Raw genomic sequence first — 15,681 nt, 5'->3', positions numbered from 1 at the left:
GAGGCGACGGTGGCAACCGAAGCTGCCTGGCTGCTGATTGCACACATGAGGCTCCTGACCCGCAGACTTGCCGCTGCCCGCAAGGATGGGTGACTTATGAGTCAGACTCTGAGGAGCGCGTAGCGCGTCTCGAAGGATGCACGGCCCGGCTGGTGGCCGTCGACCCTTCGAGACGCGCGCGAGAGCGCGCTCCTCAGGGTGACGGTGATGGAACTTTGTACGCGGCTCCCTCCACCGTCATTGCGAGCGAAGCGAAGCAATCCATGCATCCGAGCATGCGGGACGATGGATTGCTTCGTCGCTACGCTCCTCGCAATGACGGTGCCGTTACGCCCTGTCGATATGTTTCGCGATGACCGGGAAGTAATTGTCCCCCGATCCCTTGTCGATCGCCTCCTGCAGCACCGCGCCGATCAGCTCCGCACCGCGGATCTTGATGCCGGCATCGGCGGCGAGCTCCAACGCGTAGGACAGATCCTTCAGCGCATATTCGGTCGAGAATGCGCGCTCGGGAAACACGCCGGGCACGATCGCCTTCATGCCATGGTTACGCAGCGCGAAGCTGTCGGCCGAGCCCTTCGACAGGGTATCCAGCAGCAGCTTTGGATCGACGCCATTGTGCTTCGCCACCGCGACGGCCTCGGCCAGCGCATTCACGGTCTCGAACATCACCATGTTGTTGAGGATCTTGGTCACCTGCCCCGCGCCGACGTCGCCGCAATTGGTGACGTCGGTGGCGAAGCAGCGGATCAAGGGCTCGATCGCGGCATAGAGCGCGGGCACCGCGCCGACCATCACGCTGAGCGTGCCGTCCTGCGCCGCCTGCCGCGTGCGCGCGATCGGCGCGTCGGCCCAGGCTGCGCCCTTGGCCTGCAGCTGCGCGGCGAAATCGCGGGTCTGGCTGACTGAAGACGTGCCGAGATCGACCACGATCTGGCCGCTTCTCGTGTTCTTCAAAATGCCGTCGCCTTCGAACACCGCGCGCACGTGCCTGGCGCTCGGCAGGCAGAGGAACAGCACATCGCTCTGCTTGATGACGTCGGCGACCGACGCCGCAACCTCGGCACCATCGGCGCGCAGCCGCTGCAGCGGTTCGGCCGCGAGGTCGAACACGACAACGCGCTTGCCGCTCTTCTTGACCAGGTTGCGGCAAATCGGCTCACCCATCACGCCGAGGCCGATGAACCCGAGAGTCTTGGTGTCAGTCGTCTTGGTGTCAGTCATATCGCTTCTTTTTGACGTTTCTTGACGTGTTGCAGACGTGCATCGCCCGGATCGGCGAGGCTATTTCGCGAACGATCGCGACGGCGCCAGATGCAGCGCGAACGCATCGACCTTGTCGCTGGCGCGCGGATAGATCTCGCTGACGATCGGATCGTGACCGGGAATGAAGCGGTCCGGATGACCGGCGAGCCGCTCGACGGTCTCCCAGCCCTGCGCCATGTCGCCGACATTGTAGACGATCGGGAACGGGCTGCGCTTGTGCAGGTTCGCATAATAATGCGCGGCGTCCGACGCCAGCACGACCGGGCCGCGCGCGGTCTCGATGCGCACCACCTGCAGGCCGTCGGAATGGCCGCCGACGCGATGCACGGTGACGCCGGGCGCGATCTCGCCGTCGCCGGAATGGAAGGTGACGCGCTCGCCATAGACATGGCGCACCATCTGCGTGACGTGTTCAATGGAGAACGGATGGCGCAGCATGCCGTTGCACATGCAGCGGCCGGTCGCGTAGCTCATCTCGCGTTCCTGCAGATGGAATTTGGCGTTCGGGAAGCGATCCAGATTGCCGGCATGGTCGTAGTGCAGATGGGTGACGATGACGTCCTTGATGCTGTCGGCGCTGACGCCGAAGCCGGCCAGCGCATCGACCGGGTTGAGCGTCAGCTTGCGGGCTCGCGCCTTGGCCTCCTCGGCGTTGAAGCCGGTGTCGACCAGGATGTCACGGCCATGGCCACGGATCAGCCAGACGAAATAGTCGAGGTCCTGCGCGGTGGTGTCGTGCGGATCAGGCACCAGGAAGTTGAGGTGGGGCGTGCGCGGCGACATCGTCGCATAGCGCAGGGCGTAGATCTCGTAGGCGTTTCCCATCGGTTTCGCTCTTGTTTGCAAGGCCTGTTTTGAACGGCTTGTCTTCGAATGGCTTGCCGTCCTGAACACAAAGCCATCGCCTCGCGCAAAGGTCAAACCGCGCGGCGTGCGACGAGCGCATGACAGGGTGGCGACAGCCGTTGTGAGTGCCAGCACATTATCGGCTCACAGGAACCAGCACCATGCCGTGACGGCGATGGCCGCCATGAGCGTGTGCTGTTGCACTGCGGTCTCACCTGCATCACCGCGATAAACGATGCTGCCGCAAGCCGTTGACGGGGGTTTGGCCGTGGTTTGATAATGGATTTTCGCTAGAGTAAGGTCCCCGAGGCGCAGGCTGGAAGCGGCGCCGTTTCATTGGAATGCCGCGATCTGGATTTGCTGCGATTATGAAAATCCGCCTTGCCTTGCTCGCCACGCTGATTTTTTCAATCGCGGCGCCCACTTTGTCCTACGCCGCCGGCGACCGTTTCGCGCTGGTCATCGGCAACGCCAAATATCCCGACGCCGACGCACCGCTGAAGGAGCCGGTCAACGACGCCCGTGACGTCGCCGACGAGCTCAAGCGCGATGGCTTCACCGTCGAGGTCGGGGAGAACCTGACCGGCGACGGCATGCGCCGCGCCTTCGACCGGCTCTACGGCAAGATCAAGCCGGGCTCGGTCGCCCTGATCTTCTTCTCCGGTTACGGCATCCAGTCGAACCGGCAGAGCTACATGATCCCGATCGATGCGCAGATCTGGGCCGAGGCCGACGTTCGCCGCGACGGCTTCAGCCTCGAGACCGTGCTCGGCGAGATCAACAGCCGCGGCGCCGGGGTGAAGATCGCCCTGATCGATGCCTCGCGGCGCAACCCGTTCGAGCGGCGCTTCCGCAGCTTTTCGGCAGGGCTCGCCCCGGTGATCGCGCCGAACGGCACATTGGTGATGTATTCGGCCGCGCTGTCGTCCGTCGTCTCCGACAATGGCAGCGACCACAGCCTGTTCGTGCGGGAACTCCTGAAGGAGATCCGCACCCCCGACCTGATGGCCGAGGAAACGCTGAACCGCACCCGTGTCGGCGTCACCCGGGCCTCGCGGCAGGAACAGGTGCCGTGGATCTCGTCGTCACTGGCCGAAGATTTCTCGTTCATTCCGGCCGGCGCGGCCGGGCCGTCGAACGCCGCGCCGGCACCCGCCGCGTCGCCGTCACCGGAGGTGGCAACGGCGCCGCCGGTCGCGCCTCCGCCGGCTCCGCCCGCAGCAACGCCGACACCGCCCGCGGCAACCCCGACGCCACCGGCGGCAACAGCGCCGACACCATCACCGGCGCCGCCCCCGGTTGCGGCAGCGCCGACTGCACCGCCACCCCAGCCCAAGGCGCCCGAGATCGCCCTGCCGCCGCCCGCCGCTCCCCCGCCGGTGGTGATCCAGCCCACGCCGGCGCCGAGCAATTCGCCCGTGCTCGCCGATGATCCGACGATCAAGAGCCTGAGCGAAAAGCTGGACAAGAATCCCGACGACGCAGCGGCGCTGTATCGCCGTGGCCAGGTCTATGCCAGCAAGGGGGCCTACGACCTTGCGGTGAAAGACTTCACCAATTCGCTGCGGCTGAACCCGAAGGATGTCGAGGCCTATAACAACCGCTGCTGGGTCCGCACCGTGATCGGCGACCTGCAGGCGGCGCTGAAGGACTGCAACGAGGCGCTGCGGCTGCGTCCGAACTTCGTCGATGCGCTCGACAGCCGCGGGCTGATGAACCTGAAGGGCGGGCAGAACAAGAACGCGATCGCCGATTTCGACGCCGCGCTGAAGATCAACCCGCGGCTGACCTCGTCGCTGTACGGGCGCGGCCTCGCCAAGCAGCGCAACGGCGCGGTCGCGGAGGGCGATCTGGACATCGCCAACGCCAAGGCGATGGACCCGAACATCGTCAAGGAATTCGCCGACTACGGCGTGCAGTGACAGACCAACCAAGGCAAATCGACCAAGACCCGCCCGCGACTCGAACCGCTGATGGAATTGCGCGACTAATCAGAGGGTGCGTGCCGGGCAGTAATGCCGGCAATCAATCTGAATAGTTGCCTGGAACCGCGCCAGCTTGCGCAAGAGGGACCGAAATGTTCAAGCCGTCGGCAAAGGCCGCGATCGTTTCAATCATGACCGTCGGCGCCGCGCTGTCGTTCGGCATGGCCGTCGCCCATGCCGGCGACGTCACCGAAGATCAGATCATCAAGGCGCTGACGCCCGAGAAGAAGCCGCTGACCCGCGGCCTTTCGGCCGGCCCGCAGGCCACCTCGCCGGAGCTGAATGCCGACCAGGCCAAATTCGTGCAGAGCGTTCGCGGCCGCGCCACCCGCTCGCTGTCCTCGGCGGAACGCGAGGAAATCGCGATCATCGTCCAGGACAAGCCCAAGATCGATCTCGAGATCAACTTCGACTACAACTCCGCCGACATCAGCGCGAAGTCGCTGCCGTCGGTGCAGGCGCTCGGCCGCGCCTTGACCAATCAGGACCTGAAGGGCTCGACCTTCGTGGTCGCCGGCCACACCGACGCCGCGGGCGGCGAGGACTACAATCAGGGTCTCTCGGAGCGCCGCGCCGACGCCATCAAGCGCTATCTCGTCGACAAATACGGCATCAACGGCACCGATCTTGTCACCGTCGGCTATGGCAAGAGCAAGCTGAAGGACCCGAGCCACCCGATGGCGGAGGTGAACCGGCGCGTGCAGGTCGTGAACGTGGAAAACAAGGCCACCGCCGCCAAGTGATGGGCGGTGGCGTGGCCCCTTTTTGAGGTTACAATGCGCCCCGCACCCCGGCGGGGCGCATTGCTTTTGGGCCAATGCCGTTGGGCCGAGACCCAAAGCGGCCCACAGGTGGCCCGCCTCACATGACGTCAGGGCATGATCCGGAACAATGGCACCGGCCTTCCGAATGCCCAAGCAGTACGATAGCGAGCGTGATGAGACTTCGACCAACACCCATGATGCGCCAGGCTCTGGATTGATCAGGCGATGAATTTTTCCCAATACCTCAAGCCTGCGCTCGGCACGGTGGTTTTCCTCGCCCTCGCGATCGCCTATTACGCGTTCGAGCATCGCTCCCATCCCGAGGAGAAGGAGACGCCGGGCCAGGCGCTGGTCGTGGTGACGAAGTCGACCAATGCCTGCTTCTCCGACATGGTCCGCGTCACCGGCTTCATCGTGCCGCGCCGCGAGGCGCAGGTGAATGTCGACCAGGACGGCTCCAAGGTCATCGACGTGCTGGTCCGCGAGGGCGACACGGTCACCGAGAACCAGGAACTGGCGCGGCTGACCCCGCCGCCGCAGCAGGCCGCACAGGCCAATGCCAAGCCGCTTGTGCTGCGGGCGCCGGCGGCCGGCCTCGTCACCGAAGTGCGCACCGCGCCCGGCGCGCCGGCCTCGCCGCAGGGTCCGCCGATGTTCAAGATCTCCATCAACAACGAGATCGAGCTCGACGCCGAAGTGCCGGGCTTCCAGCTCCTGAAGCTCAATCCCGGCGCCAATGTGCGGATCAGCCGCGACGATGCGCCCGACATGGTCGGCAAGGTCCGCCAGATCTCGCCGCAGATCGACCGCGCCACCCAGCTCGGGCATGTCCGCATCACCATCAACAACAATCCGACGCTGAAGGTCGGCATGTTCGCGCGCGCCAATATCGACGCCAAGCGCTCCTGCGGGGTCGCGGTGCCGCGCACTGCGATCGACCGCCTGACCCTGCAGGTCGTGAAGGGCAACACGGTCGAGACCCGCAGGGTGCGCGTCGGGCTGACCTCCGACACCTCGACCGAAATCCTTGAAGGCCTCGACGTCGGCGAAATCGTCGTGGCCGACGCTGGCACCTCGCTGCATGACGGCGACCAGATCAAGACCATGTTCGCCGACGAACTCGATCGCACGCGATCACGGTAATTCGGGCACGCTAATGGCTTTGAACATCTCGGCATGGTCGATCCGGAACCCGCTTCCCTCGATCGTCTTCTCGATTATCCTGCTCGTGCTGGGCTGGGTCTCCTTCACCAAGCTCGCGGTGACGCGGCTGCCGAGCGCCGACATTCCGGTGATCTCGGTCGCGGTCTCGCAATTCGGCGCCGCGCCGTCGGAACTTGAATCGCAGGTCACCAAGACCATCGAGGACGGCGTCTCCGGCGTCGAGGGCGTACGCCACATCTCTTCCTCGATCACCGACGGCCTGTCGGTGACCACGATCCAGTTCGCGCTGGAGACCAACACCGATCGCGCGCTCAACGACGTCAAGGACGCGGTGACGCGCGTGCGCGCCAATCTGCCGCAGAACGTCACCGAGCCCCTGATCCAGCGCGTCGACGTGATCGGCCTGCCGATCGTGACCTATGCTGCGATCTCGCCCGGCAAGACGCCGGAGCAGCTGTCCTATTTCGTCGACGACGTGGTCAAGCGCGCCCTGCAGGGCGTGCGCGGCGTCGCCCAGGTCGAGCGCATCGGCGGTGTCGAGCGCGAGATCCTGGTCTCGCTCGATCCTGACAAGCTGCAGGCGGTGGGACTGACCGCGGTCAATGTCAGCCAGATCCTGCGCGGCACCAATGTCGACGTCGCCGGCGGCCGCGCCGAGATCGGCAAGAACGACCAGGCGATCCGCACGCTCGCCGGCGCCAAGACGCTGAACGAGCTCGCCGGCACCATGATCCCGCTGTTCGGTGGCGGCGAGATCCGGCTCGACGATCTCGGCACCGTCACCGACACCATCGCCGACCGGCGCACCTTCGCCCGCTTCAACGGCGAGCCGGTGGTCGCGCTCGGCATCAAGCGCTCCAAGGGCGCCAGCGACGTCGTCGTCGCGGCCGCGGTGCAGAAGCGGATCGACGCGCTGAAGGTGGCCTATCCCGACGTCGACCTGAAGCTGATCGACACCTCGGTCGAGTTCACCAAGGGCAATTACGAGGCCGCGATCTCGACCCTCTTCGAAGGCGCAATCCTCGCCGTGATCATCGTGCTGCTGTTCCTGCGCGACATGCGCGCCACGATCATCGCGGCGGTCTCGCTGCCGCTGTCGATCTTCCCGGCATTCTGGGCGATGGACCTGCTCGGCTTCTCGCTCAACCTGGTCTCCTTCCTCGCCATCACGCTTTCGACCGGCATCCTGGTCGACGATGCCATCGTCGAGATCGAGAACATCGTCCGCCACATGCGGATGGGCAAGACGCCTTATCGTGCCGCCCTCGAAGCCGCCGACGAGATCGGCCTTGCGGTGATCGCGATCTCGCTCACCATCATCGCGATCTTCGCGCCGGCGAGCTTCATGTCAGGGATCGCCGGGCAGTTCTTCAAGCAGTTCGGCATCACCGTGTCGGTGCAGGTGTTCTTCTCGCTGCTCGCCGCGCGCTTCGTGACGCCGATGCTGGCCGCCTATTTCCTCAAGCATCACGACCACGACGATCCGCCGCCCGGCCCGATCCTGCGCGGCTATCACAGCCTCGTCACCTGGTCGGTGAAGCATTACTTCGTCACCGTGCTGATCGGTTTTGCGATCTTCGCCGCGTCGATCTGGAGCATCACGCTGCTGCCGCAGGGCTTCCTGCCGGCGCAGGACACCGCGCGCTCGCTGCTCGCGATGGAGCTGCCGCCCGGCTCGCAGCTCGCCTACACCGAGAAAGTCACCGAGGAGATCGTGGCGCGGCTGCGCAAGCGGCCCGAGGTACGAAGCGTGTTCGTCGATGGCGGCCGGGTGCCGCCGGGCCTCCAGGAGGTGCGCCGCGCCGCGCTGATCATCAACTACACGCCGAAGGCCGACCGCAAGATCACCCAGCGCGAGCTCGAACTGTCGATCGGCAAGGAGCTCGATAACGTTCCCGACATCAGGTTCTGGTTCCTCGACGAGAACGGCCTGCGCGCGATCTCGCTGGTCGTCACCGGCACCGACAGCAACATCGTCAACAACGTCGCCAGCGAACTCGCGACGCAGATGAAGCGGATTCCGATCATCGCCAACGTGATCTCGGAGACCGCGCTCGACCGGCCCGAGCTGCGGATCCGTCCGCGCGCCGAGCTCGCGGCCCGGCTCGGCGTCTCGACCGAAAGCCTGTCGCAGACCATCCGCGTCGCCACCATCGGCGACGTCGGTCCGGCGCTGGCCAAGTTCGACGCCGGCGACCGCCAGGTGCCGATCCGCGTCCAGCTCGAGGACAATGCGCGCAGCGACCTGCAGATGCTGGAGCAGTTGCGGGTGCCGCTCGGCCAGCGCGGCGAACGCGGCGGCGTGCCGCTGTCCGTGGTCGCCGACATCCAACTCGACCAGGGCCCGACCAGCATCAACCGCTACGACCGCGAGCGGCAGGCCACCGTCGCCGCCGACCTCGTCGGCAATGCCGCGCTCGGCGACGCCACCAAGCTGATCTACGACCTGCCGGTCATGAAGACCCTGCCGAAGGGCGTGAGGGTCAGCCCGTCCGGCGACGCCGAGAGCCTCGCCGAACTGTCCGACGGCTTCGCCACCGCGATCACCGCCGGCCTGATGATGGTCTATGCCGTGCTGGTGCTGCTGTTCGGCACCTTCCTGCAGCCGATCACCATCCTGTTCTCGCTGCCGCTCTCGATCGGCGGCGCGATCGGCGCGCTGCTGCTGACCGGCAAGCAGCTCACCACGCCGGTGTGGATCGGCATCCTGATGCTGATGGGCATCGTCACCAAGAACGCCATCATGCTGGTGGAGTTCGCGGTGGAGGCGATCCGCGACGGCAAGGCGCGCGAGGAAGCCATGATCGACGCCGGCATGAAGCGCGCCCGCCCGATCGTGATGACCACGATCGCGATGGCCGCCGGCATGATGCCGTCAGCGCTCGCGTTCGGCGCCGGCGGCGAATTCCGCTCGCCGATGGCACTTGCGGTGATCGGTGGCCTGATCTTCTCGACCGCACTGTCGCTGGTGTTCGTGCCGGCGATGTTCATGGTGATGGACGACATCGGCAGCCTGATCTGGCGCTTCGGCAAACGGTTCGTGGTCTCGCATGCCGACCACGAGCTGACCCCGAACGAGAAGCAGGCTGACGAGACCAAGCGGCCGCCCGGCCCGCCGAACATGATCTCGCCCGCCGCGGAATGAGCTGAGGTCGCGCCTCGCCAGCGGTGCCGCTAAAGCTGAGTGAAGCCGGGTTTGGCAGCAGTCGCGGAGGCCGCCGTCGCAGGCGGCGCACTGCCAAAATATCGAAAACAACCCCATGCAAAGTAGGTGGCGGCCGCCGGCGTTCGACCGGCAACTTGACTCGTCGGGCAAATCAGCAGTATTCTTCCATTATACAGAAATCGTGCAGATGCCGTGCGGCTATGGCATATGGGAAAGCCCTAGCGCGTCGCTTCGCTGCGGCCATCCGTCGCGACGCCGCCGTTGAGTCCGCGGCCCCTCCACTACGTCGTCCCTGCGAAAGCAGGGACCCATAGCCACAACTGCCAATTGTTGGGCGATGCTGGAACGACGAGTCCCTGCAACAAGGTCCGCCGCGGCGTATGGGTCCCTGCTTTCGCAGGGACGACGATGAGGATGCTTCCCGATTCAGGGCGTCACGCCACGCGGTGTCATCACCCGGGCATGCGATTCAATCTGGTTTCATTGAGTTCTAGTAGAGTCTCGTGCGATAGGCCTCTTCCATCGCCTTCTCGGCGACCTCGACCTCGATCGCGGCGGTCTGCTCGGCAATGATCCGGCCGAGCGTCGGAAAGCTGTGGCGCTCGACTTGCGCGGCGGGATTCCAGAGCTTCGAGCGCATCAGCGCCTTGCCGCAGTGGAAGTAGGTCTCATCGACATGCACCTTGAGGCCGATGACCGGCGTGACGTTCTGCACCGTCAGCGGCGTCAACAGATCCGGCTCCTGCGAGATCTCGGCCCGCCCGTTGACGCGCAGCGTCTCGTTGATGCCGGGCACCATGAAGATCAGCCCGATCCCGGGCGACGCGATGATATTGCCGAACGTATCGACCCGGTTGTTGCCGCGCCGATCCGGGATCAGCAGCGTCTTGTCGTCGAGCACGGAAACGAAGCCCGGCGCATCGCCGCGCGGGCTGGCGTCGGCATGACCCCTGCCGTCGCTGGAGGCGATGACGAGGAACGGCGACAGCGCGATGAAGTCGCGGCAGAACTTGTCGAGATGGTAGAGCACCTTTTTCTCGGCGAGCGGGCTCAATTGCCCGAAATGCGCACGAAGATCCTCCTGCGATTTGACCGGCGGCTGGCCGCCTGCATTCTGGTCACCCATAGCGAACCTCCCGTTTGGTTTGTCTCAATTCATTGAGCATGATCTTGTCGGAAAACCGCCTCGCACTTTTCCGGATCATGCTCTATCGACACCGCACCAGCTCGCGACGAAGAGGGCGTAGGCCTTGGTGATCTTCTTCAGCGAGTCGAGCTGGACCCGTTCATTGAAGCCGTGCGCGTTCTCCATCCTGGCGCCGAAGCAGAATGCGGGAACACCATAGTCCAGGCCATAGAAGCGCGCATCCGTCAGCGCGGTCGAGGGGAAATCCGTCAGCTTGCGCCCGAACACATGCTCGTAGACCGAGCCGAGGACGGCCTCGCTCTCCTGCACCTCGGTCGCTTCATAGCCCGGCGACAGGAAGCCGGACCAGACGATCTCTGGCGGATTGTTGGCGAGGAACGGATGGACCCTGGCGGCCCTGGTCACGCAGTCGACGATCTCGGCCCGGCAGTCGGCGATTTTCCATCCCGGCAGGATGCCGATCCGGCAATCGACGTCGCACCAGGCCGGCACGCTGGAGGCCCAATCGCCGCCCTTGATGATGCCGGGATTGAAGTTGAGCGGGTGATGCACCGCGCCGAAGTAGCGATGCGACTTGGCACGCTCGTTCCACTCCGCCTCCAGTGCGTCGAGATGGCCGATCAGATGATAGGCGGCGCGGATGGCATTGGAGCCGGTACCGGCGCGCGCGACATGGACCGGGATTCCGCGAACCCTGAGGCGAAACCAGATCACGCCGACCTGGGCGCGCATCAACCGTTCCTCGGTCGGCTCCGGCAGCAGGCAGGCATCGGCACGGTAACCTCGCTGCAAGGTCGAGAGCGCGCCGAGACCGGTGCTCTCCTCCTCGATCACGGATTGAAGATGGATGCGGCCCTTCGGCGCAAAGCCCGCGGCCTTCACCGCATCGAGCGCGTAGAGCGCGGCAATGGTGCCCGACTTCATGTCGCCGGTGCCGCGGCCATAGAGCCAGCCGTCCTCGACCACCGGCTGGAACGGCGGCCGCTCCCACATGTCGAGCGGCCCGACCGGCACCACGTCGCAGTGCCCCTGAAGGATCAGCGAACGTCCCTCCTCGCGCGCCGGCCGATAGGTGCCGACGACGGTCCGCGCGCGGGAGAAATCGGTCTCGACCGGCCCGTAGCCGGGCAGCGTCTTCAGATCGTCCTGATTGATGACCCAGTCGTCGACCTCGTAGCCGCGCTCGCGCAGCAGCTTCGCGAACATGTCCTGGCACGGACCTTCCTGGCCGCGCGTGCTGGGAATCGACGAGAAGGCGATCGTGGTCGCGATCTGCTGCTCGAAGGCGGCGTCGACAGCCGCCTCGATGCGCTCGCGCGCGCCGGCCGGAAGGGGGACTGAACGGCTGTCGGTCATGAATTGATCCTTGCTGTGGGGCGTGCATCGGCCGCGGCCGCAAAGCCCGGCTGGTCGAAGAAATCGCGCCCGGGTATCGCGTCGAGCAGATCGCGCGTGTAGGCCTGGCGCGGCGCGGTGAACACTTCGGCGGTGGTGCCTTCCTCCACGATACGCCCCTTCTGCAGCACGATGACGCGGTCCGCGATCTCGGCGGCGATCCGCAAATCGTGGGTGATGAAGATCATCGCAAGCCGCATCTCCTGGCGCAACTCGGCGAGCAGCGCCAGCACCTGGGCCTGCACCGAGACGTCCAGCGCCGACACCGCCTCGTCGGCGATCAGAACCCGCGGCTTCAGCGCCAGCGCCCGCGCGATGCAGATGCGCTGGCGCTGGCCGCCCGAGAATTCGTGCGGGTAGCGATCGGCGGCGGTCGCCGACAGGCCGACCCGCACCAGGAGCTTGTTCGTCTGCGCCATCGCCTCGGCGCGCGACGTGCCATAGGCCATCGGCCCGCGCGCGATGGCGTCGCCGACCTTCTGGCGCGGATCGAGACTGGCAAACGGATCCTGGAACACGATCTGGAGCTGGCGCCGCGCCTGGCGCAACGCCTCGCCGCGCAGCTGCCGGAGATCCGCGCCGCCAAAGCGGATCGCGCCGGCATCAGGTTCGGCGAGCCGCATGATCATGCGCCCGAGCGTCGACTTGCCGGAGCCGGATTCACCGACCACCGCAAGCGTCTCGCCCTCGTGCAGCGTCAGCGAGACGCCATCGGCGGCGATCACCTCGCGTGGCGGCTGCAGCCAGCCGCGCTTGACCCGAAAGGTCTTTTGCAGGCCGATGACCTCGAGCAGCGGCTCGGGACGCAGGATGGCCTCGTGAATGTCGGCGAGGCGCGCCTTCGGCACCGCGTCGATCAGTTCGCGCGTGTAGGCGGCCTGCGGATTGCGAAGCACCTCGCTGGCCGCGCCCTGCTCGACTACCTTGCCATGGCGCAGCACCACGACGCGATCGGCAACGTCGGCGACAACGCCGAAATCATGAGTGATCAGCAGCACGCCCATGCCGCGCTCGCGCCGGAGATCGTCGATCAGGCGCAGGATCTGGCGCTGGGTCGTGACATCGAGCGCGGTGGTCGGCTCGTCCGCGATCAGGAGCGCGGGGCGGTTGGCCATCGCCATCGCGATCATCACGCGCTGGCGCTGGCCGCCCGAAAGCTCGAATGGGTAGCTCTTCTCCAGCAGCTGCGGATTCGGCAGTCCGACCTGGGTCAGCAGCGTCAGCACCCGCTCGCGGACTTCGGTCACCGAGGGCGCAGGCCGCTGGTGCGCCAGGATCATCTCCTCGATCTGCCTGCCGACGCGCTTCAGCGGATTGAGCGAGGACAACGGCTCCTGAAAGATCATCGCGGCGTCGCCGCCGCGCAACTTGCGAAGGGCGCGGCCATCGAGCTTCGACGGATCCTGCCCTGCGACCGTCACGGCGCCGGACGCGATGTCGACGCCCGGCGGCAACAGCGACAGCACCGCATGCGCGATCATCGACTTGCCGGAGCCGGATTCGCCGACCAGGCAAACCACCTCGTTTGGCCTGATTTCAAACGACACATTCTCGACCGCGAAGGGCCGGTCGCCCCCTTTGGGGAGCGCAATCGAGAGGCCCTCGACGGCAAGAACAGGCGCGCCGGACTGCATGGCTTCGCTCATGACCGGCGCCTCGAGACGCGCGGGTTGAGAACATCCGACAGTCCCTCGCCGAACAGGTTGATCGCCAGCACGGTGACGAGGATGGCAAGGCCAGGAAACACGCTCATCCACCACGCATTCCGGATCACGGTGCGGCCCGCGCCGATCATGAAGCCCCACGACATCAGATTGGGATCGCCGAGCCCCATGAAGGACAGCGCGCTTTCCAGCAGGATCGCGGTCGCGACAGTCAACGACGTCACCACCAGGATCGGCGAGATCGCGTTCGGCAGGATATGGCCGAGCACGATGCGCCAGGTGCGTTCACCCTGGCACAGCGCGGCCTCGACGAATTCGCGGTGCCGCAGACGGAGGAATTCGGCGCGCGTGAGCCGCGCCAGCGGCGGCCAGCTCACCGCGCCGATGGTCAGGATGATCGTCAGCAGCGACGGATTGAAGGTCGCGACCAGCAGGATGGCCAGTACGAAGGCCGGAATGGTCTGGAACAATTCCGTCATCCGCATCAGCACCAGATCGACCTTGCCGCCGAAATAGCCTGACATCGCGCCGATCACGACGCCGATCGCCATCGCCGCGAGCGCCGAGGCGATGCCGATCAGGAGCGAGACGCGCGCGCCATAGGCGACGCCGGCGGCGACGTCGCGGCCGAGCGTATCGCCGCCGAGCCATAACCCGTCCTCGCCGGGCGGCGTGAACGGCGCGCCGACCATCTCCCAGGGCGAGACCGGAAATGCGATCGGCGCGATGATCGCGAGGACAACAACGACGAGCAGCAGGACAAGGCCGATCATTCCGCTCGGATGACGCAGGAAGGCGCGCACCGTATCCATCACGCCGCCCCCGTGGTCATGCGGGGGTCGATCAACCGGTAGACCAGGTCGGTGAGCAGGTTGAGCGCGATCACGACGATCGAGAGGATCAGGAAGATGCCGAGCAGGACCGGATAGTCGCGCTGCAGCAGTGCCTCGAAGGTCAGGCGGCCGAGGCCCGGCCAGGCAAACACCGTCTCGATCACCACGGCGCCGCCGACCAGCGCGCCGGCCTGCATGCCGGCGACGGTGACGACCGGCACCAGCGCATTACGCAGCATGTGGCCGACCACGATGCGCGTTCCGGACAAGCCCTTGGCGCGCGCGGTCTTGATGAAATCCTGCTGCGCGACCTCGATGATCGAGGATCGCATCAGCCGGGCATAGATCGCCAGATAGATCGCCGCCAGCGACGTGACCGGCATGATCATGTGTTTCATGATGTCGAGTGCATGTTCGACCGGCGAGAGCTGGACGTTGATGGTCTCGTAACCGAACGGCGGCAGCCAGCCGAGCGTCACCGAGAACACCAGCACGAGCATCAGGCCGAGCCAGAACACCGGCGTCGCGTAGAGCACGAGCGAGAGCACGGTGAACACCGTGTCGAGCACGCTGCCCGCCGCGAGCCCGGCCAGCGCGCCGAGCGCAGTGCCGATCAGGAGCGCGAGGCAGAAGGCCGTCACGGTCAAGAGAAGCGTCGCCGGAAGCCGCTCGAGGATCAGATCGACGACCGGACGGCGCTGGCGGTAGGAATAGCCGAGGTCGAGCCTGACGACGCGGCTGAGGTGGCTCGCAAGCTGCACGAAATACGGCTTGTCGAGCCCGTACTCCTTGCGCAGGTCGTCGAGCAGTTTTGGATCGGACGCGCCGGATTGCCCGGCCATGACCTGGGCCGGATCGCCGGGCGCGGCCCGCACCAGCACGAAGTTGAACGTCGCGATGACGAGGATCACGGCGACGAGCTGGGCGATGCGGCTGACCGCCTGAAGTCCGATTGCCGCTGCGCTCCCGAGCCGGGTCACGATTTGTAGACCGACCCGAAGGTTTCGTGCGAGCCGATGCCCGTCGTCACGATGTTCTTGAACGCCTTGTCGTAGATGATGGGATATTCGATCTCGAGCGTCCAGGCCACCGGCACATCCTCGACCAGGATCTGCTGCACCTTGGTGTAGAGCTCCTGGCGCTTGGCTTCATCGAGCGTCACCGCGGCCTCGTCGAACAGTTTGTCGACCTCGGGATTCGAATAGCCTTGCGTGTTGGAGAACAGGATGCCCCTCTTGATGTTCGACGAAATATAGGTGCGGGCGACGCCCAGCGCGGGATCGCCGAGCTGGTAGAGCAGATTCTGGGTCATCTCATAATCCCAGTTGCCGACCTTCTCGGCCCATCCGGCCATGTCGGTGCCGACAAGCACGAGGTCGATGCCGACCCGCGCGAAGCTCTGGCGGAAGAATTCGCCGGCCCGCTGATAGGACTCGCCATAGGGCGGCACG

The 15,681-nt window shown here is 65.7% G+C and carries 10 protein-coding genes and 2 pseudogenes; 4 read left to right on the top strand and 8 right to left on the bottom strand.

All coding sequences use genetic code 11. From position 1 onward, the window contains the following. Positions 1-327: 327 nt before the first annotated feature. Together PMN64_RS36680 and PMN64_RS36675 are read right to left on the bottom strand one after the other, a co-directional pair. Positions 328-1,257 (bottom strand): annotated as a pseudogene (locus tag PMN64_RS36680) (NAD(P)-dependent oxidoreductase); the annotation flags it as partial. A gap of 27 nt (positions 1,258-1,284) precedes the next feature. Further along, positions 1,285-2,091 carry an N-acyl homoserine lactonase family protein gene (locus tag PMN64_RS36675; protein ID WP_411784262.1) on the bottom strand — a complete coding sequence of 269 codons (807 nt, stop codon included), beginning with the start codon at positions 2,089-2,091 and terminating at the stop codon, positions 1,285-1,287. A gap of 389 nt (positions 2,092-2,480) precedes the next feature. On the opposite strand from PMN64_RS36675, the gene PMN64_RS36670 reads away from it, so the two are divergent. The 4 genes from PMN64_RS36670 to PMN64_RS36655 all read left to right on the top strand — a co-directional run bounded on the left by PMN64_RS36670 (position 2,481) and on the right by PMN64_RS36655 (position 9,170). After that, complete coding sequence (locus PMN64_RS36670) at positions 2,481-4,034, top strand: caspase family protein (RefSeq protein ID WP_411784261.1); 1,554 nt, start codon at positions 2,481-2,483, stop codon at positions 4,032-4,034. A 155-nt stretch (positions 4,035-4,189) separates the two neighbouring features. Next, entirely contained in the window at positions 4,190-4,840 is a 651-nt protein-coding gene (locus tag PMN64_RS36665) for an OmpA family protein (RefSeq protein ID WP_411784260.1), read from the top strand. Between the two features lie 246 nt (positions 4,841-5,086). Then, positions 5,087-6,004, top strand: a complete 918-nt coding sequence (locus tag PMN64_RS36660; protein WP_411784259.1) for an efflux RND transporter periplasmic adaptor subunit — start codon at positions 5,087-5,089, stop codon at positions 6,002-6,004. 13 nt (positions 6,005-6,017) lie between these two features. Further along, positions 6,018-9,170: an efflux RND transporter permease subunit gene (locus PMN64_RS36655; protein ID WP_411784258.1), complete on the top strand. Its 3,153-nt coding sequence runs from the start codon at positions 6,018-6,020 to the stop codon at positions 9,168-9,170. Between the two features lie 511 nt (positions 9,171-9,681). Here PMN64_RS36655 and PMN64_RS36650 read toward each other — a convergent pair. The 6 genes and pseudogenes from PMN64_RS36650 to PMN64_RS36625 form a co-directional block, all read right to left on the bottom strand. After that, positions 9,682-10,317 carry a pyridoxamine 5'-phosphate oxidase family protein gene (locus PMN64_RS36650; protein WP_411784257.1) on the bottom strand — a complete coding sequence of 212 codons (636 nt, stop codon included), beginning with the start codon at positions 10,315-10,317 and terminating at the stop codon, positions 9,682-9,684. A gap of 75 nt (positions 10,318-10,392) precedes the next feature. Beyond that, on the bottom strand, positions 10,393-11,694 hold the full coding sequence (locus tag PMN64_RS36645; protein WP_411784256.1) for an ArgE/DapE family deacylase: 1,302 nt from the start codon (positions 11,692-11,694) through the stop codon (positions 10,393-10,395). Beyond that, entirely contained in the window at positions 11,691-13,379 is a 1,689-nt protein-coding gene (locus tag PMN64_RS36640; protein ID WP_411784255.1) for a dipeptide ABC transporter ATP-binding protein, read from the bottom strand. Before PMN64_RS36640 ends, PMN64_RS36645 begins: the two co-directional genes overlap by 4 nt. Further along, on the bottom strand, positions 13,376-14,209 hold the full coding sequence (locus PMN64_RS36635) for an ABC transporter permease (protein WP_411784254.1): 834 nt from the start codon (positions 14,207-14,209) through the stop codon (positions 13,376-13,378). The genes PMN64_RS36640 and PMN64_RS36635 overlap by 4 nt, the downstream gene beginning before the upstream one ends. Next, on the bottom strand, positions 14,209-15,210 hold the full coding sequence (locus PMN64_RS36630; RefSeq protein ID WP_411784253.1) for an ABC transporter permease: 1,002 nt from the start codon (positions 15,208-15,210) through the stop codon (positions 14,209-14,211). Before PMN64_RS36630 ends, PMN64_RS36635 begins: the two co-directional genes overlap by 1 nt. Next, positions 15,207-15,681 (bottom strand): annotated as a pseudogene (locus PMN64_RS36625) (ABC transporter substrate-binding protein); the annotation flags it as partial. The pseudogene PMN64_RS36625 and the gene PMN64_RS36630, both read right to left, overlap by 4 nt.

The sequence above is a fragment of the Bradyrhizobium sp. UFLA01-814 genome (assembly GCF_046718885.1).
Classification (GTDB): Bacteria; Pseudomonadota; Alphaproteobacteria; order Rhizobiales; family Xanthobacteraceae; genus Bradyrhizobium; species Bradyrhizobium elkanii.
Note: the sequence above shows the minus strand (reverse complement) of the source record. Positions and strands in the feature narration are given on the sequence as shown.

Excerpts from the sequence above, each read along its gene's own strand:
- PMN64_RS36675 (WP_411784262.1), bottom strand. The coding sequence starts at position 2,091 with ATGGGAAACGCCTACGAGATCTACGCCCTGCGCTATGCGACGATGTCG.
- PMN64_RS36670 (WP_411784261.1), top strand. The coding sequence starts at position 2,481 with ATGAAAATCCGCCTTGCCTTGCTCGCCACGCTGATTTTTTCAATCGCG.
- PMN64_RS36665 (WP_411784260.1), top strand. The coding sequence starts at position 4,190 with ATGTTCAAGCCGTCGGCAAAGGCCGCGATCGTTTCAATCATGACCGTC.
- PMN64_RS36660 (WP_411784259.1), top strand. The coding sequence starts at position 5,087 with ATGAATTTTTCCCAATACCTCAAGCCTGCGCTCGGCACGGTGGTTTTC.
- PMN64_RS36655 (WP_411784258.1), top strand. The coding sequence starts at position 6,018 with ATGGCTTTGAACATCTCGGCATGGTCGATCCGGAACCCGCTTCCCTCG.
- PMN64_RS36650 (WP_411784257.1), bottom strand. The coding sequence starts at position 10,317 with ATGGGTGACCAGAATGCAGGCGGCCAGCCGCCGGTCAAATCGCAGGAG.
- PMN64_RS36645 (WP_411784256.1), bottom strand. The coding sequence starts at position 11,694 with ATGACCGACAGCCGTTCAGTCCCCCTTCCGGCCGGCGCGCGCGAGCGC.
- PMN64_RS36640 (WP_411784255.1), bottom strand. The coding sequence starts at position 13,379 with ATGAGCGAAGCCATGCAGTCCGGCGCGCCTGTTCTTGCCGTCGAGGGC.
- PMN64_RS36635 (WP_411784254.1), bottom strand. The coding sequence starts at position 14,209 with ATGGATACGGTGCGCGCCTTCCTGCGTCATCCGAGCGGAATGATCGGC.